Source organism: Rhodococcoides kyotonense (genome assembly GCF_001645385.1).
Classification (GTDB): Bacteria; Actinomycetota; Actinomycetes; order Mycobacteriales; family Mycobacteriaceae; genus Rhodococcoides; species Rhodococcoides kyotonensis_B.
The window spans coordinates 75,610-94,243 of the sequence record NZ_LVHI01000014.1 but is presented as its reverse complement, the minus strand read 5'-3'; the positions used below and the strand labels follow the sequence as shown (position 1 = coordinate 94,243).

Below are 18,634 nucleotides of genomic sequence, written 5' to 3'. Positions count from 1 at the left end.
TCCGTTCACTCCCCAGAACGGCTCGCCGAGGTCGAGGACCTACTCAACAACCGTCCCCGTAGGACCCTCGGATGGGATACTCCTCTGAAGGCATACGACAAGACGCTCGTTGCGATGACCGCTTGAGACCGCCTACATTCGCGCGCACGAGCTACAGCAAACCCAGCTCGTGCGCAGCAGCGATCGCGTCCCGCCGCGACCGCACCTCGAGCTTGCGATAGATGCCGCGTAGGTGCGTCTTGATGGTGTTGACCGAGACGAAGTGGTCCGACGCTATCTGCTCGGCGGTTCGCCACGACGGCAGCTCCCGCAGGAGTTCGAGTTCGCGCGGAGTGAGCGTCGTCGACGACCGGGGTTCGACGTCGGGGTGCCGGTGCGGAATGGCGGTGCGGGCCGCGTCGGCGAACGCTTCGAGCCGACCGAACCGGCCGTGGTTACGCGTCAGGACGTCGCGCACGTTCTGCCCGGCCTCGGCGAACGGGCGCAGAATCCGTTCCGGCTCCGCCAGCGCGAGCGCGCGCGTGGCGAGCTGGAACGACTTCGTCGGATTGCGGCGGGTGAGCGCGATCGACGACGCCGCGAGCAGTGCTCGGATCAGCGTGACGGGACTGACGCATCGTCGCGAGCCGTCGACGACCGCGGCGAGTTCGGATTCGGCAGCATCGAGTCGGCCCGCACGGCGATGGACGTCGGCGGCGAGGAGAGAGATCTCGCCGGTCCGGCCGAGCCGCCTCGACGTCACACCGACGAGTTCTGTGGCCCACAGCGACTCGCCCGCCGCGAAGTACTTCTGCTGCACGACCGGAACGAGTAGTGCTTCGAGTCCCGGAATGACGGGCCGTTCGTACTCGATCCATTCCCGTCCGACCTTCGGGACTCCGTGCGCATCGGTACGGGTTCCGAGCGCACTCGCGGCACGGCGACCGTACTCGGCGACAGCAGGTTCCGTCGCGAAACCGATGGAGGCCCACAGCGTCGTCGAATGTGTGACGGCGTCCATCCGCAGATGCGCGACGACGGCCGCGAGCGACAGTGCGGCGTCGGCGATCTCGGTGTCACCGATCGCATGACGGCGTGCGTGGTCGACGGCGGCGCGGGAGCCCCGCAGCGCGTCGTCGAGGTGGCCCCCCAGCAGTTCGACGGCGGCCGCAGCGGTCATGCACATCAGTGCAGTCCGGTGCAGCCGGCCCGCGCGGGCGTTGGCGGTGGCGTCGGACAACAGCTTCCGGGCCTCGGTCGTTCGGTCGAGATACATCCGCGCGATGCCCGCGGTCGCCAGTGTGAAGGCGTCGAGCCCTGGGTCGTCCGCCCGGCCGATGTCGAGTATTTCGAGCTTGTCGAGTGCAGCACCGATGTTCCCGGTCTGCATCGCCGCCTGCACCTCGAGAGTGCGATGCAGCAGCTCCGAACGGTCGTCGACGCGGCCGTCGGTGGCCTGGCCGCGAAGTGCCGCGAGGGTCGACATCGCAGGCGCGGTGTCACCGACCGTCAAATGTGCTGCGGCACCGAGCAATCGACCGTACGCTGATTCCGCGACGGCGCGTGGCCCGTGCTCGAGGGCTTGCAGGATGACGTCGGAATGCCCTTCGAGGACGAGATCGAGCCCGGACGTCGTCAACGTCGCGACGACCGCGGGCCCGTCGCCCGAATGCATGCTGTGTTCCAGTGCCTGCAGTGGCTGTTTCGACGCCGTGAACCATTGTGATGCAACGGTTTCGAGATTCCTGACCTGTTCGACGCCCCATCGATACATCTCCGCGCGCAGGTACTCGCGCATGAGGGGGTGATAGCGATAGGTCGGTGTCGGCCCCGGAGTCTCCTCGATGAGGAAGTTGCGTGCCAACAGCATGTCCAGTGTCTGCCGGACCTCGAGGCTGCCGGTCAGTCGTTCCGCGAGATCGACGGTGAACCACGCGGGAACCGATGTCTCGACGAGGAACCGGCGGACCGCTGGCGTCAGGCCTTCGAGAACCTCGCTGACGAGATAGTCCGCGACGCTGTGCTGCGAGCCGGTGAACCGATCGACCGTCGAACCGGGGTCGGGGCTGTCGGCGAGTGTCATCGCGGCCATCCGCAGGCCGGCTGCCCATCCCTGCGTTCGTTCGATCACTGCGTCGAAAGCATTGCTGCTCAGAAGAATTCCTGCATCCGCGAACATCGTGTCGGCTTCGGCTCTCGTGAAGGCGATGTCGACCGAACCGATGTCGCGCACACGTCCGTCGAGTCTGAGCTTCTGCAGAGCGAGTGGCGGTTCGTATCGGCCCGCGACGACCGTGCGCAGTCCGCGGGGCGGCCAGTGCAGGAAGTTGCCCAGTGCGACGAGAACGTCGGGGTCGTGCAGAAGATGCGCGTCGTCGAGAACGAGCACGACCGGGACGTCGACGCCGTCGAGCGCAGCGAACAGCAGTGCGCTGAAGTCGTCGTACCCGGGTTCGCCCGGTGCGGGTAGTTCCGCAACGGCATCGGCGACCCGACTCGATCCGCTCTGCATCAACGCCGACACCACGCACGATCGAAGAGTCGCGAGCGAATTGTCCGTCTCGTCGACGGACACCCACGCGACGGCCGTGTCCGTCGCGGCGGGAGCATCGGCCAACCAGTCGACGAGCAGCGTCGTCTTGCCGGAACCCGCTGGGGCCGTGAGCAACGTGACTGTGCCCGGCTCCGCGACTGCGACGTCCAGTGACTCGATCAGCCGGCCGCGACGGATGGTGGCCCCGGGACGCGCGGGGACCCGGCATCGTAGATGCGGCACAGCACAAGGCAACGCGGTCATCCGATCGACCCTCCCGACGGTATGGCGCACGCGGGCCGATGGAGTGCCGATGGCCCGACACGGTGAGCTTGGTCCGTACCTCGTTGGCGGACCCGCCAATAGTATTACCGTTCAGTCGGATTCGGGTCGGTGAACCGAGAAGGTCTTCCGGCGCCGATTGTTTCGAGCCGTCGGGTGGGAGTGGCCGTCGGGAAACGTACGCTTTACCGACCCGGAGGTTTCGATTCCCGGCCTCGATCAAACCGCTCGTGCTGTTTCCGGGTGGAGTCGAGATCGTCGATTCTGGTGAGCCAGTCGTCCGATGCGACGCCCGGGACGTCTTCCGACCCTACCGCGCAATGGGCGAGCAATTCGTACCCGAGGCGATCGACCTCGACGTGCCGTCCCCACCGCGCTTCCGTCCAGCGACGGTCGTTGTGCGCGGCCTCCGCCCCCGCGAGCGCCGAGTTGATCAATTCGAACTGCAGATCGCGGCGAAGTTCCATGCACACCGGATCCGACGGACGTGACGTCGACAGGCACTGCGTGAGACGGCGGGACAGTTCGAGCACCCGCCCGTCGGACCACCCGAGTGCGCGTCGGAAAGCATGTCTCTGCGCTCCCCACAGCGCGGCGAACGCGACGGCGACGCCCAGGAACGTCTCGACGATTCGGTCCACGACGACGGCACCGGTCGAGAAGTCCGGGTGCGACAGCGTGCCGATCGTCAGTGCGAGCGGCGTGATGAACACGACGGCGAGGCCGTAGTTGCGAGGCACCGACACCTCGATGAAGAACTGCAGTGCCATCACGACCAGGATGACCCCGGCGCCGTGAACCGGCGCGAGTTGCAGCCCGGCGAACACCGCGACGCCGAGCACGGTGCCACCCAACCGCAGCAGACCGCGGTAGCTGCCGTGGATCCTGTCCGGACCTTGCTGAAGAACGAGAACAGCGCCGAGTACCGCCCAGTCCGGCCTCGGCAATCCCAGCGCGACGGCCGATCCACCGGCGACGACGGCGGCGCCGAACACGCGGACCGACGTGGCGACGGCGTGAGATCGACGGTCGAGCGACCGTGCAAGCCGGTAGCGGACGCTCGGGCGGTCGAGCGGGAGTGTGTCGCTCACCGGCTCGAGGTCGTCACCCGTTCGCATCGCCGCGGCGAAGCGGTGTTGGGCGTCGAACAACGTCTCGACGAGGGCGGGTCGCGGCGATCGGCCGGGGAGACCGGCGTCGTAGACCGCTTTCCAGGCCGCGTGCAACCGCGAGCCGGCGATTCTTCTGGCGCTCGGATCCTCCAGGTAACTGTCGACGGCGGTGACTGCCGCCGCGACGGCCTGGCGCTCGGGCGCACGAGGTGACCACAGCATGGCCGTCATCGAGACGACGGCGGCGGTGACGGCACCTGCCGCGGCCCAGGCTGCGGCCGTCGTCGGCGATATGTGGGCGCTCGGGAGATACGACGACACCGCGCACACCAGGACGAAGAAGAATGCGCCCGGGATCCCGATGCGCAGCGCAGCCACGACGTAGACGGCGATCGCTGCGACGAGCGACAGCACGAGAACCGGAACCATAGCGACCTCGACCGTTCCGGCGGACGCGCCGACGAACACCGACGTGACCAGCGCGGCTCCCGCCGTCGACACGACCCGCCACCTGGCTCGATACGGTTTCCCCTCGCCGTAGATCACCGCGAAGCTCCCGGCGACGACCAGAAGTACCGCGTCCTGGTGACCGAGAAGCCACGCGATCGACGCCGGAATCCCGAAGGCCACCGCGGCCCTGACGCCACCCGGCCATTTGCGTCCGGCCGACGGCAGACCGAACAGCATGCGCCGCGCACTGGGCCGCGGAGGCAGTGTCAGACCGTTCACTCGAACACATGCTAGAGCCCAGGCGAACAGGGATGTCCCAGGTAGCGACCGTCACCCTCGGCACGCCCACCGGTAAGGTGTTCGTCGATCACTGCCTTGAACCAGCGATAACAGCGGAGGTACACACGCGTGGCTCTCATCGTCCAGAAGTACGGTGGATCGTCGGTGGCTACCGCCGAACGCATCCGACGCGTTGCTGAACGAATCGTCGAGACCAAGAAGGCGGGCAACGACGTCGTAGTCGTCGTCTCCGCCATGGGTGATACCACCGACGAACTCCTCGACCTGGCCGAACAGGTCTGCCCGGCGCCCCCGGCGCGCGAGATGGACATGCTGCTGACGTCGGGTGAGCGCATCTCCAACGCCCTCGTCGCCATGGCGATCCATTCGCTCGGCGCCGAAGCGCGATCCTTCACCGGCTCCCAGGCGGGCGTCGTCACCACCAGCGTGCACGGCAATGCCAAGATCATCGACGTCACCCCGGGCCGCGTCCGCGACGCGCTCGACGAGGGATCGATCGTGCTCGTCGCCGGCTTCCAGGGCGTCAGCCAGGACAGCAAGGACGTCACGACGCTCGGACGCGGCGGCTCGGACACGACGGCCGTTGCCCTGGCCGCGGCGTTGAACGCCGACGTCTGCGAGATCTACACCGACGTCGACGGGATCTTCACCGCCGATCCGCGCATCGTTCCCAACGCTCGCCATCTCGACACCGTCTCGTTCGAGGAGATGCTGGAGATGGCCGCGTGCGGAGCGAAGGTGCTCATGCTGCGCTGCGTCGAGTACGCGCGTCGATACAACGTTCCCGTACACGTTCGCTCGTCGTACACCACGAAACCCGGAACCGTCGTTTCCGGATCTATGGAGGACATTCCAGTGGAAGAAGCCATTCTCACCGGCGTCGCGCACGATCGAAGCGAAGCCAAGGTCACCGTCGTCGGCATCCCGGACTCCCCGGGCTACGCGGCCAAGATCTTCCGTGCCGTCGCCGACTCCGAGATCAACATCGACATGGTGCTGCAGGGTGTCTCCAAGGTCGACACCGGCAAGACCGACATCACCTTCACCTGCCCGAAGGCCGACGGCCCCACGGCCGTCGAGAAGCTGACGAAGCTGCAGTCCGAGATCGGCTTCGCGCAGGTGCTCTACGACGATCACATCGGCAAGGTGTCGCTCGTCGGCGCAGGCATGAAGAGCCACCCCGGCGTCACCGCGACGTTCTGCGAGTCGCTCGCCGCCGCAGGCGTCAACATCGATCTCATCAGCACGTCGGAGATCCGAATCTCCGTGCTGGTCAGCGATACTCAGCTCGACGACGCAGTCCGCGTACTGCACGAGGCATTCGATCTCGGCGCCGAGGAAGAAGCCGTCGTACACGGAGGTACAGGACGATGACAGTAGTTGCAGTCGTAGGCGCGACCGGCCAGGTCGGTGCCGTCATGCGCACCCTGTTGGAGGAGCGCAACTTTCCGGCCGACACCGTGCGTTTCTTCGCGTCGGCGCGTTCGGCGGGCAAGAAGCTGCCGTTCCGCGGCGAGGAGATCATCGTCGAGGACGCGTCGACCGCGGACCTCAGCGGCATCGACATCGCTCTGTTCTCGGCGGGCGCCACGCTGTCTCGCGAGCAGGCACCGCGCTTCGCCGAGGCAGGCGCCGTCGTCATCGACAACTCGTCGGCCTTCCGCAAGGATCCCGAGGTTCCCCTCGTCGTCAGCGAAGTCAACCCGCAGGACGCGAAGAACCCGCCCAAGGGCATCATCGCCAACCCGAACTGCACCACGATGGCCGCGATGCCGGTGCTCAAGGTGCTGCACGACGAGGCGGGTCTGCAGCGTCTGATCGTCTCCAGCTACCAGGCCGTCTCCGGTAGCGGACTCGCAGGCGTCGAGGAACTCGCGACGCAGGCACGTGCCGTCATCGGTGACGCGGAGAAGCTGGTGCACGACGGAAGCGCCGTCGACTTCCCGGCACCGAACAAGTACGTCGCGCCGATCGCGTTCAACGTCCTGCCGTTGGCAGGATCGCTCGTCGACGACGGCAGCGGCGAGACCGACGAGGACCAGAAGCTGCGCAACGAGTCGCGCAAAATTCTCGGGTTGCCCGACCTGCTGGTCAGCGGAACGTGTGTGCGTGTCCCGGTCTTCACCGGCCACTCGCTGTCGATCAACGCGGAGTTCGGCAGCCCGCTGTCGGTCGAGCGTGCGCGCGAGCTGCTGGCGTCGGCGCCCGGTGTTTCTCTCGTCGACGTTCCGACGCCGCTCGAGGCTGCGGGCAAGGATGCGTCGCTCGTCGGCCGAATCCGTCAGGACCCGGGTGTCCCCGAGGGCCGCGGACTCGCGCTCTTCGTTTCCGGCGACAACCTGCGCAAGGGTGCTGCTCTGAACACCATTCAGATCGCGGAGCTGCTGGTCTAGGCGGCTTCGCCGCTCGTGAGCAGAAATGTGTAGTGGGCTACGCATTTCTGCTCACGAGCGCCGCCAGGCGCCTACTGTGGTCGCCATAGGGGGTGCGTGTGGACGGAATTTCGCGCAGAACTGCTCTCCGCCTGGCCGCGTTCGGCACTGCCGCGGCACTGGTCCCGGCCGTTCGAAGTGCCGGAGCTCAGGACATCTTCGGCGGCCACAGCCCGCTGCTGTTCCATTCCCCGCCGCTGCGGCCCTTCGCCGACGAGCTGCCCCGGCTCCCCGTCGTCAGCGGGACGACTCTCGCACTCGACGCGCACAGCAGCGCCCACTCCTTCCATGCCGATCTGCCGCCGGCCCCGACCTTCGGGTACGGCGGACTCGACTATCTGGGCCCGACCGTCGAGAGTGTCCAAGGGCAGCCCTGGACGCTGCAGTACACCAACACGACGCAGGGCAATCCGCTTGCCGCGGACATGGATATGTCGCTGCACGCGATGAGCGAGCACGACCGACACATGACGCCGACGTCGCTGCACCTGCACGGCAGCATCACCCCGCCTGCCAGCGACGGACACTCCGAGATGTTGGTCTATCCGGGAGTATCGCTGACACAGAGCTTTCCGGGGCTGAACGAGGCGGCCGGACTGTGGTACCACGATCACGCGATGTCGATCACGCGCATCAACGTCTACGCCGGTCTCGCGGGCATGCATCTCGTTCGAGACCGATACGACACCGGCGGGCCGGACAATGCGCTCGGGTTGCCGTCGGGTGAGTTCGAGATACCTCTGATACTGCAGGAAAAGATCATGAATCCCGACGGGAGCATGAGCATTCGAACCAACGTCACTGTGCCACAGGGGAGATGGGAAGGCGGCGGCGCCGGAGACGTCGGCGTCGTCAACGGAAAGATCTGGCCGACGGTGGAAGTCGCGCGCGGGTTGTACAGGTTGCGGATCGTCAACGCCGGGTCGTACTCGGTGTGGAATCTGTTCCTGTCCAACAGGCTTCGGTTCTGGGTGATCGGAAACGATGCCGGATTGCTCGACGCGCCCGTCCTGACCGACAGCGTCCGACTGGCGCCGGCGGAACGCGTCGACGTGCTCGTGGATTTCGGAGCTCTGCAGCCGGGCGAGGTCGTCGAGCTGCGCAACGACGAGCCGCCGCCCGCGCAGGCCGCGTCGCTGGGTGCGGTTCCGATGCCGCTGTTCTGTCAGTTCAGGGTGGCGTCCGGACGAGGATTCGTCGGCGACGTCTTGACGATGTACCGCGGCGGCAAGGGGCAACCGGCGCTGCTGCCGCCACCTCCGACGCCGACGGTGCAGCGCACGGTGACCGTCAATCAACCGTCGACCGGGTTGTCGCTCGAGACGCCGATGATGAACTTGAACAACCTGTTCTACGACTCGCCGGACATCGAAATGCCTGCTCAGGGCACCGTCGAACAGTGGAACATCGTCAACACGACGGTCGAGCCGCATCCGATCCACCTGCATCTGGTGCACTTCCGGACGGTGGGCAGGGCGCCGATCGACCTGAACGCGTACACCCGGGACAATCCGCGACCGAACGTCGGCGTCAGGTGGGCGCCCGACGTCGAGCGATACATGACGGGTCCGCTGGCGCCACCTGCGGCATGGGAGGCGGGTGCGAAGGACACTGTCAACACGTATCCGGGCACGGTGACGCGGATACTGGTGCGCTTCCCGACCGCCGGCGAGCTCGGGTTCGACCCGGACGCAACGTTTTCCGCGCTGGCGGGTGGGCACGAGATGAGTGGGCACGACATGGGCGGCCATTCGAGCGGAGACGCTGAGTTGCAGGGCTACATGTGGCACTGCCACATGCTGGACCACGAGGACCACGAGATGATGCAGCGCTTTCGGGTCGTGCGCTGACGCACCCGTGCGTGCTTGGTTGCACCCTGGGCCAACTATCCGCGCACGGGTGGCGCAGCCGCACTAAAAAGCAGTCTGGACTGTTTGTTGTTTTCGCGTTATCGTCGTTTCTGTGACCCACAGCACCGAAGCGCCTCCGCGGCGCACCCAGGCGGAACGCGCGGCAGGCACGCAGGCCAAGTTGCTCGACGCGGCGATCGACTGCCTCGTCGAGCTGGGCTTCGCGAAGACCAGCACCCAGGAGATCGCCCGACGCGCAGGCGTGTCCCGCGGCGCTCAACTGCACCACTTTCCGACGAAGGAAGCGCTGGTCACCGCCGCGGTCGGCCACCTCGTCGACAAGCGACTCGCCGAAATTCTCGCGACCGAACCGGATCCTGAACGCGGCCTCGAGGTACTGAGCGACGCGTTCTCCGGCCCGCTGTTCTACGCGGCGCTCGAACTGTGGGTCGCAGCGCGAACCGATCCCGCGTTGCACGCGGCCATGGTGCCGCTCGAACGCCGCGTCTCCGACGCCATCATGGGCGGCGCGACAGCGATCATGGGCAGCCGTATGACCCGGGAATCGATCGAGCTCAGTGTCGAGCTGGCCCGCGGACTTGCCGTGTCCGCTCTGTTCCGAACCCCCGAATCCGACGCCACTCTACGTGCCCGGCTTCTGCCGGCATGGGAAGACAAGGTGATGCAGTGACTGCAATCGAAGGAACGTTGCCGGAGTCGGTCCAGGTACTCGTCGTGGGTGCCGGATTCGCCGGAATAGCCGCTGCAGCACGAATTCTCGACGACGACCCGAGCGCGGACATCCTCGTCATCGAGCGTGCCGACGACGTCGGTGGTACGTGGCGCGACAACACCTATCCGGGGTGCGCGTGCGATGTGCCGACGTCGTTGTACTCGTTCTCGTTTGCTCCGAGCCCCGACTGGACCCACACGTTCGCCCGTCAGCCGGAGATCTACCGGTACCTGCGCGGCGTCGTCGACTCGCTGGGACTGCGGCGACGCATCGTCACGGGATGTGAACTGCTGTCGGCGACATGGGATTCGGTTACGCAGCGGTGGACCGCGGAAACGTCGCACGGCACGGTCACGGCCACGGTTCTCGTCGCCGCCACAGGCGCACTGTCGACACCCAAATTCCCGAACGTGCCCGGCATCGAGAAGTTCACCGGCACGATGTTCCATTCGGCGACATGGAATCACGAGCACGATCTGACGGGTCGCCGTGTCGCGGTGATCGGCACCGGGGCGTCGGCGGTGCAGTTCGTGCCCGAAATCGTCGATCGCACTCAGCGTCTCACGGTGTTCCAGCGCACGCCCGCGTGGGTCGTCCCGCGTCTGGACCGTACGCTCGGCAGGCTGGAAAAGGCGCTGTACCGACGCTTCCCGGCAACGCAGAAGGCGGTTCGCGGCGCGATCTACGGCTATCGCGAGGCCTACGTCAGCGCCCTGGCGCACCACCCGGGCATCCTTCCGCTGGTCTCGAACGTCGCCAAGATGCATCTGCGCAGGCAGGTCAAGAACCCGGTCAAACGCGCCGCGCTGACACCGGACTTCATGATCGGCTGCAAACGTATGCTGCTGTCCAACGATTGGCTGTCGACGCTGGACCGCGACGACGTCGACCTCGTCGACAGTGGCCTCGCCGCCATCGGGGAGAACTCGGTGACCGACGCCCGAGGCAACGAGTACGACGTCGACACCATCATCTTCGCGACCGGGTTCACTCCGACCGAACCGCCTGTGTCGCACACGCTTCGAGGCGTCGACGGCCGTACGCTCGCCGAGGTCTGGGGTGGCAGCCCGAATGCCTACCGCGGAACGACCGTGCATGGGTTCCCGAACCTGTTCCTCATGTACGGACCCAACACCAACCTGGGACACAGCTCCATCGTCTACATGCTCGAGTCTCAGGCCAACTACCTGGTGTCGGCGCTGCAGCAGATGCGTCGCCACGACATCGCGGTCATCGACGTCATGAAACAGTCGCAGGCGCAGTACAACTCGTGGATTCACGACTCACTGTCCGGAACCGTGTGGAATGCGGGCGGGTGCTCGAGCTGGTACCTCGACTCGGAGGGCCGTAACCCGGTGATGTGGCCGACCTACACGTTCACCTTCCGCAATTCGACCCGCACGTTCGACGTCGACGAGTACACAACGATCCCCGCCTCGAAAGGTGCGACGGTATGAGCGATTACGACGTTCTGATCATCGGATCCGGCTTCGGCGGAAGCGTCGCGGCGCTGCGTGCGACCGAGAAGGGCTATCGTGTCGGCGTTCTCGAATCGGGCCGACGGTTCGCCGACGACGAGTTGCCGAAAACCAGCTGGCGTCTGCGGAAGTACCTCTGGGCGCCCGCCCTCGGCTGCTACGGCGTGCAGCGGATCCACCTGCTGCCGGATGTGCTCGTCATGGCGGGAGCCGGCGTCGGCGGCGGTTCGCTGAACTACGCGAACACGCTGTACCAGCCGCCGAAACGGTTCTTCGAGGACCCGCAGTGGGGCCACATCACCGACTGGCAGCGCGAACTGGCGCCGTACTACGACCAGGCCAAGCGAATGTTGGGCGTCACGACCAATCCGACGATCACGCGGTCGGACAAGGTCATGAAAGAGGTGGCCGAAGACATGGGCGTCGGCGAGACGTTCACCAGCACGCCGGTCGGTGTGTTCTTCGGCGACGCGGGCAAGACGTCCCCCGATCCGTTCTTCGGCGGTGTCGGCCCGACGCGGACCGGGTGCACCGAGTGCGGTTCGTGCATGACGGGATGCCGCGTCGGCGCGAAGAACACGCTCGTCAAAAATTATCTCTACCTCGCCGAACAAGCTGGGGCAGAGGTGCATCCGCTGACGACGGTCACCGCCGTCAGGCCGGCAGCGAACGGCGGTTACGAGGTCGTGACGCGTCGTACCGGTGGCAAGGTGCGTCGAGCGGAGAAGGTACTGACGGCCGACCAGGTCGTGTTCGCGGCCGGCACCTACGGCACGCAGAAGCTCTTGTTGGCCATGAAGGAAACGGGTCAGCTGCCGCGTCTGTCCGATCGCATCGGCAGCCTCGTCCGCACCAACTCCGAGGCTGTGCTCGCTGCAACCGCGCGCGAACGCGACGTCGACTACACCGAGGGTGTGGCGATCACGTCGTCGTTCCATCCCGACGATCACACGCACATCGAGCCGGTGCGATACGGCAAGGGCAGCAATGCAATCGGGCTTCTCCAGACCGTCCTGAGCGACGGCGGCGGAAGGACGCCGCGCATTCTCAAGACGCTCGGCGTCGCGCTGCGGCATCCCGGCGCCGCAGTCCGTAGCCTGTCGGTGCGCCGATGGTCCGAACGTACCGTCATCGCACTCGTCATGCAGACCGACGACAATTCGCTCGAACTCGGCTCGAAGAAGGGCTGGTTCGGTCGGCGTCTGACGAGCCGACCGGGTGCGGGCGATCCGCCGCCGCAGTGGATTCCGCAGGGCCACGAGGCAATCCGACTGCTCGCCGACAAGATAGACGGTGATCCGGGTGGGTCGATCGCCGAGATCGTGAACATCCCGATGACGGCCCATTTCCTGGGCGGGTGTGCGATCGGGGATTCCGCCGAGCGTGGCGTCGTCGACGCCTACCACCGCGTGTACGGCTACGAGGGGCTCCATGTCGTCGACGGGTCGGCGGTCAGTGCGAATCTCGGTGTCAATCCGTCGCTGACGATCACGGCGCAGGCCGAGCGTGCGATGGGGCTGTGGCCGAACAAGGGCGAGCAGGATGCGCGTCCTGCCGTCGGGACGCCGTACCGTGAGGTCGCCCCGACGGCGCCGACGCGGCCCGTCGTGCCGGCTGCCGCACCGGGTGCGCTGAGACTCCCACTGCTGCAGGGAGGGTCGTCATGTGGAGCGTGATCGAGTCCGAAGCCGACCACGGCGACTGGCCCGACAGTCCGCCGCCGCCGTGGCCTGCGGAAGTTCGGGCGACGATCTGGTGGCATCGTGCGACCGCCGCGGGACGAGAACTGCTGCCCGAGGCGTCGCTGCCGGTGACGGTCGCGATGGTCGTGGACTACGCGAGTTCGCCCGTCGGTCCCTACCGCGAGATCCTCGCGAGCCCGACGCTGCGACGCCCGGGCGGTGGGCACGGGAAGCTTCCTCGGTTGGCGGTGCCGTTCATCGCCGTCGACTCCGATCGCTCCGTGCACGGCGGCAGAACGCACTGGCAACTGCCGAAGGTTCTCGCTGATTTCGACGGTGACGTGCTGGGGGAGTCGCGCGCCGAGGGGCCGGACTGGTCGGTGGCCACCACGGCGTCGGGACGCGGCCCGACTTTCCCGATGAAGGGCGGAATCGGGTTCTCGCAACCCGTCGACGAGGAGTTCCTGATCGCGGGCTCCCGACTGACCGGCAAGGCGCGGCTGTGCCGCGTGACGGTCGACGCGCAGGGCCCGACGCTGGGCTCGTGGCTGAAGTCGGGCACGCATCTGGGCCTGCAGATCGTGTCGGGGAAGATGACGACAGGCCCATCGCGCCTGGTCACGGTCCCGGAGGACTAGCAGGCTCCCCGCTTTCTTGACTAATTCCAGATAAGCGGCATACTCGAATGCATGCCCAAGGACGACGTGACCACGGATCCGGCCGCGCTGCTGCGCAGCGTCGGTCTCCGTGTCACCGGTCCGCGTGTGGCAGTCCTGAATGCAGTCGCAGCCCGGCCGCATTCGGATGCCGACGACGTGGCAGCGGTGGTACGGGCCGAAACCGGTTCGGTGTCGACGCAGGCGGTCTACGACGTGCTCCGCGCGTGCGTCAAAGCCGGTCTGTTGCGACGCATCGAGCCGGCCGGATCTCCTGCGCTGTACGAGACCCGGATAGGCGACAACCATCACCACCTCGTGTGTAGAAGTTGTCAGAAAGTGGTCGACGTCGATTGCGCGATCGGCGCGGCGCCGTGCCTCGACCCGTCGGATTCCCAGGGATTCGTCGTCGAGGAAGCCGAAATCGTGTTCTGGGGGCTGTGTTCCGAGTGTGTCTCGGCAGCGCGTGCTTCCGCAGCGAACGTTTCGGTTACCGGTACCCCGTAGTTCCATGCACTGTTCTTGCCTTCCGAGCCAGCCCCTCGGAAGGCGCCCAGCCAACCGACCAGGAGGCATGCAGACATGACCAACCCCACGACCACCAACTCCGGCATTCCGGTTCCCAGCGACGACCAGTCGCTGACCGCAGGCACGCAGGGGCCGATTCTGCTCCACGATCACTACCTGATCGAGAAGATGGCGCAGTTCAACCGTGAGCGTGTGCCCGAGCGAGTGGTGCATGCCAAGGGTTCGGGCGCGTTCGGCGTTCTCGAGATCACCGAGGACATCTCGCAGTACACGAAGGCCGCGGCCCTGCAGAAGGGTGTGACGACCGAGGCGCTGGCACGGTTCTCGACGGTGGCAGGCGAGCAGGGTAGCCCCGACACCTGGCGTGACCCAAGGGGTTTCGCGCTCAAGTTCTACACCACCGAGGGCAACTGGGACCTCGTCGGCAACAACACGCCGGTGTTCTTCGTCAAGGACCCCATCAAGTTCCAGGACTTCATCCGAAGCCAGAAGCGCATGCCCGACTCCGGTCTGCGCGACCACAACATGCAGTGGGACTTCTGGACGCTCTCACCCGAATCGGCGCACCAGGTGACGTGGCTGATGGGTGATCGCGGTATCCCGCGCAGCTACCGTCACATGGACGGATTCGGTTCGCACACATACCAGTTCATCAACGCATCGGACGAGCGTTTCTGGGTCAAGTTCCACTTCAAGACCAACCAGGGTATCGACTACCTGACGCAGGCGAAGGCCGACGAGCTGGCGGGTACGTCGCCCGACAACCACCGTCAGGATCTGTTCGGCGCCATCAAGGAAGGCAACTTCCCGAGCTGGGACTTCTACATCCAGGTCATGCCGTACGACGACGCGGAGAACTACCGGTACAACCCCTTCGATCTGACGAAGGTCTGGTCACAGAAGGACTACCCGAAGATCAAGGTCGGCAAGCTGACGCTGAACCGCAACCCGGAGAACTTCCACGCACAGATCGAGCAGAGCTCGTTCGAGCCGTCGAACCTCGTGCCCGGCATCGCTGCCAGCCCCGACAAGATGCTGCTCGGCCGGATCTTCTCCTACGCCGACGCGCACCGATACCGCATCGGAACCAACTACGCGCAGCTGCCGGTCAACGCGCCGAAGTCGCCGGTGAACACCTACTCGAAGGAGGGGTCGATGCGGTACGCGTTCAACTCTCCCGAGACGCCGGTCTACGCGCCGAACTCGTACGGCGGGCCTCACGCCGACAGCGCGAAGTACGGCAACGACGGATCCTGGGACTTCGAACCGCGGTTCGTGCGCACCGGGTACGTCGAACACCCCGGGGACGGCGATTTCGTCCAGGCGGGCATCCTCGTTCGGGAGGTCATGGACGACGCGCAACGAGAACGCCTGGCGTCGAACATCATCGGACACGCACTCAACGGAGTGACCGAGCCGGTTCTGCAGCGGGTCTTCGAATACTGGCGGAACGTCGACGCCGATCTCGGCAAGAAGGTCGAGGAGGGTGTCCGCGCAGGGCAGTCCGACGCGGCCCCCACCACGAGCCAGTCGCCTACCACCCCCGGTGACGAAGCCGAAAAAGTATGATCCTCTCACCAACAGGAGGTAAGAGATGACCAACCCCATCACCAGCACCCTCGACGCCGGACAGCAGAAAATTGCCGGAGATGCCTTGCAGGGCACCGTCGTCGACCTGATCGATCTCTCGCTCATCGCCAAGCAGGCGCACTGGAACGTGATCGGAAAGAACTTCCGATCCGTGCACCTCGCGCTCGACGAGTTGGTCACTGCGGCACGTGATTTCACCGACGAGGCAGCCGAGCGCGCCACCGCGATCGGTGTCAGTCCGGACGGCCGCTCCGAGACGGTGTCGGCAACCGCAGGCACCAAGGGCTTCGGCACCGGATGGACGAAGGACGACGAGGTAACCGCCGCCGTCGTCGACAATCTGGCTGCCGTCGTCGATCGGCTGCGTGGACGCATCGCCGACACCGAGGCCGCGGATCCGGTGACGCAGGACCTGCTCATCGCCATCACCGCTCGCCTCGAGCAGCTGCACTGGATGTGGCAGGCGCAGGTCTGACCTGTCGTTTCACGCTGGAAGGGGACTCCTCGTTCGAGGGGTCCCCTTCGTCGATTTGTTTCGTGGAACAAACCGGTGGGTAGTTCGGTGCCATGACTTCACGTCCCGGCGCAGTTCTGTTCGACATCGACGGCACACTCGTGGACTCCAACTACGTGCACGTCGACACGTGGTCGAGGGCGTTCGCGGACGCGGGTATGGCCGTACCGTCCTGGAGGATCCACCGATGCATCGGTATGGACGGAGACAAGCTGCTCGAAGCGTTGGTCGGGGCGTCCGACAGCGCCGTGGCGCTCGAGGCGAAGGACCTGCACAGCGACTACTACAGCGAGGCCAGCGGCCGTCTGCAGATTCTTCCCGGTGCGCGCGAACTGCTGCAGCGGATCGAGGACGAGGGACTGACCGTCGTGCTCGCGACGTCGGCACCCGAATCGGAGCTCGCGACACTGCGTGACCTTCTCGATGTCGAGGACATCGTGTCCGTGGTGACGTCGTCCGAGGATGCCGAGGACGCGAAGCCGAGCCCGGAACTCGTCGACGTTGCGTTGCAGCGCGCGGGGGTTTCGGCCGAGAACGCAATCCTGGTCGGCGACAGCGTGTGGGACATGAAAGCGTCTCGCGCGGCGGGTGTCACATGTCTCGCGGTCCGGTGCGGTGGTGTCCCCGACGCCGAATTGCGCGCTGCCGGAGCAGAAGACGTGTACGACGACCCCGCCGATCTGATCGAGAAGTTGAGCGACAGCCCCATCGGGAGACTGATCGACGCATGAGTCGTCAGCAGGGCTACACAGGCATCGAGAACTACGCGGCAATCGGGGACGGGCGCACCGTCGCGATGATCGCCGACGACGGCCGAATCGACTGGCTTCCACTTCCCAACCTCGATTCGCCTCCCCCGTTCGCGGCCCTGCTCGATGCCGAGCACGGCGGCTGCTTCGCGCTGGCGCCGGCGGAGGACTTCACCGTCGAACGTGATTTCGTCGACGGCACCAACGTGTTGTCGACGATCTACACGACTCGCAGCGGATCGGTGCGCGTCCTCGATTCGCTCAATACCGGTGTGGCAGGACGTCTTCCGTGGGTCGAACTGGCTCGTCGGATCGACGGGATCGACGGAGCGGTCGAGATGCGGTGGCGCGCGGCTCCGGGCACGATGATGGGAATGACGTCGCCGTGGGCATACGACACCGCCTACGGGACGGTACTCCGCGCGGACGGCGTGACGATGGCGATGCGAACACTGAACGCCGACGACGTGACGATCGAATCGCAGAGCGTCGGAGGCACTTTCACCACCTCGCCGGACTCACGGCATCTCGTCGGGCTCGTCGCAACCGAGAACGAGCCGCTGCACCTGCCCGAACCGGTCAAGGTCGCCGAGCGCGTGGATCGGACCATCGGCAACTGGCGCGTCTGGTCCGAGGAATTCTCTTACGACGGGCCGTGGACCGAACACGTCGAACGCAGTGCGCTCGCCCTGAAACTGTTGCTGCACGCGCCGTCCGGGGCCATCGCAGCTGCGGCGACGACGTCGCTCCCGGAGAACAGGACCGGAGGCAAGAACTGGGACTACCGCTATGCCTGGGTGCGCGACACCGCGTACACGATCCGCGCGATGTTGAGATTCGGGATGCGCGAAGAAGTGCACGGTGCGGTCGCGTGGCTGCTGAAGGTGATTCGTGCCAACGACCCCCTCGTCGGCGTGTTCTACACCCTCGGCGGAGACGCCCCTGGCGGAACCGAGAAGCCGGACATACCCGGATGGCGCGGAATCGGACCCGTCGTGAACGGCAACCGAGCAGCCGGCCAGTTGCAGCTGGGCATATTCGGTGATCTGTTCTCCATCGTTCGCCTCTACGTCGACGGCGGCAACATTCTCGACGCCGACACCGGACGCCTGTTGGCGACGATCGCCGACGAGGCGTGCGACTCCTGGCAGCGTCGCGACGCGGGAATCTGGGAGCTCGAGGAGGAACACCACTACACCAACTCCAAGCTCGGATGCTGGCAGGCGCTCGACTGCGCTGTGCACCTCGCCGAGCTGGGACAGATCCCCGGCGTGCCGGACCGGTGGCGGGCGGAGAAGGAACGCATCCGAGACTTCATCGAGAACGAGTGCTGGTCGGACGAACGGCAGGCGTACATGGCCTACCCGGGCTCGAACAGTCTCGACGCATCCGTCCTCCTTGCGGCAGAGATGAATTACGACCGCGGCGAACGCCTGTCGTCGACCATCGACGCGCTCGGCGACGAACTCGGCGTCGGCCCGCTGCTCTATCGCTACAGCGGCGTCGACAAGGAAGAGGCCACCTTCGTCGCGTGCGCGTTCTGGCGAGTGTCCGCGTTGTCGTGCGTCGGCCGCGACGACGAGGCGAAGGCATTGATGGATCAGCTGGTCGAGCTGTCCAACGACGTCGGTCTGTACAGCGAGATGATCGATGCTTCGGATGGGTCGTTCCTGGGTAACTTCCCGCAAGGGCTCAGCCACCTCGCACTCGTGAACGCAGCGCTGACCATCGCGCACGAGCACGACGCAACCTCGAACTAGCTACTT

The 18,634-nt window shown here is 66.0% G+C and carries 14 protein-coding genes; 12 read left to right on the top strand and 2 right to left on the bottom strand.

What is annotated here, in order from left to right; all coding sequences use genetic code 11:
* Positions 1-151: 151 nt before the first annotated feature.
* Together A3K89_RS13305 and A3K89_RS13300 are read right to left on the bottom strand one after the other, a co-directional pair.
* On the bottom strand, positions 152-2,755 hold the full coding sequence (locus A3K89_RS13305) for a LuxR C-terminal-related transcriptional regulator (RefSeq protein WP_254303521.1): 2,604 nt from the start codon (positions 2,753-2,755) through the stop codon (positions 152-154).
* Between the two features lie 224 nt (positions 2,756-2,979).
* Positions 2,980-4,635: an FUSC family protein gene (locus A3K89_RS13300; RefSeq protein ID WP_157105320.1), complete on the bottom strand. Its 1,656-nt coding sequence runs from the start codon at positions 4,633-4,635 to the stop codon at positions 2,980-2,982.
* Between the two features lie 129 nt (positions 4,636-4,764).
* Between A3K89_RS13300 and A3K89_RS13295 the strand changes: the two genes are divergently transcribed.
* The 12 genes from A3K89_RS13295 to A3K89_RS13240 all read left to right on the top strand — a co-directional run bounded on the left by A3K89_RS13295 (position 4,765) and on the right by A3K89_RS13240 (position 18,628).
* Complete coding sequence (locus A3K89_RS13295) at positions 4,765-6,030, top strand: aspartate kinase (RefSeq protein WP_068426679.1); 1,266 nt, start codon at positions 4,765-4,767, stop codon at positions 6,028-6,030.
* Positions 6,027-7,049, top strand: a complete 1,023-nt coding sequence (locus A3K89_RS13290) for an aspartate-semialdehyde dehydrogenase (protein WP_068426676.1) — start codon at positions 6,027-6,029, stop codon at positions 7,047-7,049. Before A3K89_RS13295 ends, A3K89_RS13290 begins: the two co-directional genes overlap by 4 nt.
* Positions 7,050-7,147: 98 nt before the next feature.
* The gene (locus tag A3K89_RS13285) at positions 7,148-8,938 is read left to right on the top strand and encodes a multicopper oxidase family protein (RefSeq protein WP_068426673.1); all 1,791 of its coding nucleotides are present in this window, start codon (positions 7,148-7,150) and stop codon (positions 8,936-8,938) included.
* Positions 8,939-9,050: 112 nt separating this feature from the next.
* Positions 9,051-9,629 (top strand): TetR/AcrR family transcriptional regulator, encoded by a 579-nt coding sequence (locus A3K89_RS13280; RefSeq protein ID WP_068426668.1) that lies wholly within the window; start codon positions 9,051-9,053, stop codon positions 9,627-9,629.
* Positions 9,605-11,128: a flavin-containing monooxygenase gene (locus tag A3K89_RS13275; RefSeq protein ID WP_068426665.1), complete on the top strand. Its 1,524-nt coding sequence runs from the start codon at positions 9,605-9,607 to the stop codon at positions 11,126-11,128. The genes A3K89_RS13280 and A3K89_RS13275 overlap by 25 nt, the downstream gene beginning before the upstream one ends.
* Positions 11,125-12,825 (top strand): GMC oxidoreductase, encoded by a 1,701-nt coding sequence (locus A3K89_RS13270; protein WP_068426663.1) that lies wholly within the window; start codon positions 11,125-11,127, stop codon positions 12,823-12,825. The genes A3K89_RS13275 and A3K89_RS13270 overlap by 4 nt, the downstream gene beginning before the upstream one ends.
* Positions 12,813-13,469 (top strand): acetoacetate decarboxylase family protein, encoded by a 657-nt coding sequence (locus A3K89_RS13265; RefSeq protein WP_068426661.1) that lies wholly within the window; start codon positions 12,813-12,815, stop codon positions 13,467-13,469. The genes A3K89_RS13270 and A3K89_RS13265 overlap by 13 nt, the downstream gene beginning before the upstream one ends.
* A 51-nt stretch (positions 13,470-13,520) precedes the next feature.
* Positions 13,521-13,994 (top strand): Fur family transcriptional regulator, encoded by a 474-nt coding sequence (locus A3K89_RS13260; RefSeq protein WP_068426659.1) that lies wholly within the window; start codon positions 13,521-13,523, stop codon positions 13,992-13,994.
* Between the two features lie 75 nt (positions 13,995-14,069).
* Entirely contained in the window at positions 14,070-15,584 is a 1,515-nt protein-coding gene (locus A3K89_RS13255) for a catalase (protein WP_068426656.1), read from the top strand.
* A gap of 25 nt (positions 15,585-15,609) precedes the next feature.
* On the top strand, positions 15,610-16,080 hold the full coding sequence (locus tag A3K89_RS13250) for a Dps family protein (protein ID WP_068426653.1): 471 nt from the start codon (positions 15,610-15,612) through the stop codon (positions 16,078-16,080).
* A 92-nt stretch (positions 16,081-16,172) separates the two neighbouring features.
* Positions 16,173-16,850 carry an HAD family hydrolase gene (locus A3K89_RS13245; protein WP_068426652.1) on the top strand — a complete coding sequence of 226 codons (678 nt, stop codon included), beginning with the start codon at positions 16,173-16,175 and terminating at the stop codon, positions 16,848-16,850.
* On the top strand, positions 16,847-18,628 hold the full coding sequence (locus tag A3K89_RS13240) for a glycoside hydrolase family 15 protein (protein ID WP_068426650.1): 1,782 nt from the start codon (positions 16,847-16,849) through the stop codon (positions 18,626-18,628). The genes A3K89_RS13245 and A3K89_RS13240 overlap by 4 nt, the downstream gene beginning before the upstream one ends.
* Positions 18,629-18,634 lie beyond the last annotated feature (6 nt).

Excerpts from the sequence above, each read along its gene's own strand:
- A3K89_RS13265 (WP_068426661.1), top strand. The coding sequence starts at position 12,813 with ATGTGGAGCGTGATCGAGTCCGAAGCCGACCACGGCGACTGGCCCGAC.
- A3K89_RS13245 (WP_068426652.1), top strand. The coding sequence starts at position 16,173 with ATGACTTCACGTCCCGGCGCAGTTCTGTTCGACATCGACGGCACACTC.
- A3K89_RS13240 (WP_068426650.1), top strand. The coding sequence starts at position 16,847 with ATGAGTCGTCAGCAGGGCTACACAGGCATCGAGAACTACGCGGCAATC.
- A3K89_RS13275 (WP_068426665.1), top strand. The coding sequence starts at position 9,605 with ATGGGAAGACAAGGTGATGCAGTGACTGCAATCGAAGGAACGTTGCCG.
- A3K89_RS13260 (WP_068426659.1), top strand. The coding sequence starts at position 13,521 with ATGCCCAAGGACGACGTGACCACGGATCCGGCCGCGCTGCTGCGCAGC.
- A3K89_RS13290 (WP_068426676.1), top strand. The coding sequence starts at position 6,027 with ATGACAGTAGTTGCAGTCGTAGGCGCGACCGGCCAGGTCGGTGCCGTC.
- A3K89_RS13255 (WP_068426656.1), top strand. The coding sequence starts at position 14,070 with ATGACCAACCCCACGACCACCAACTCCGGCATTCCGGTTCCCAGCGAC.
- A3K89_RS13270 (WP_068426663.1), top strand. The coding sequence starts at position 11,125 with ATGAGCGATTACGACGTTCTGATCATCGGATCCGGCTTCGGCGGAAGC.
- A3K89_RS13250 (WP_068426653.1), top strand. The coding sequence starts at position 15,610 with ATGACCAACCCCATCACCAGCACCCTCGACGCCGGACAGCAGAAAATT.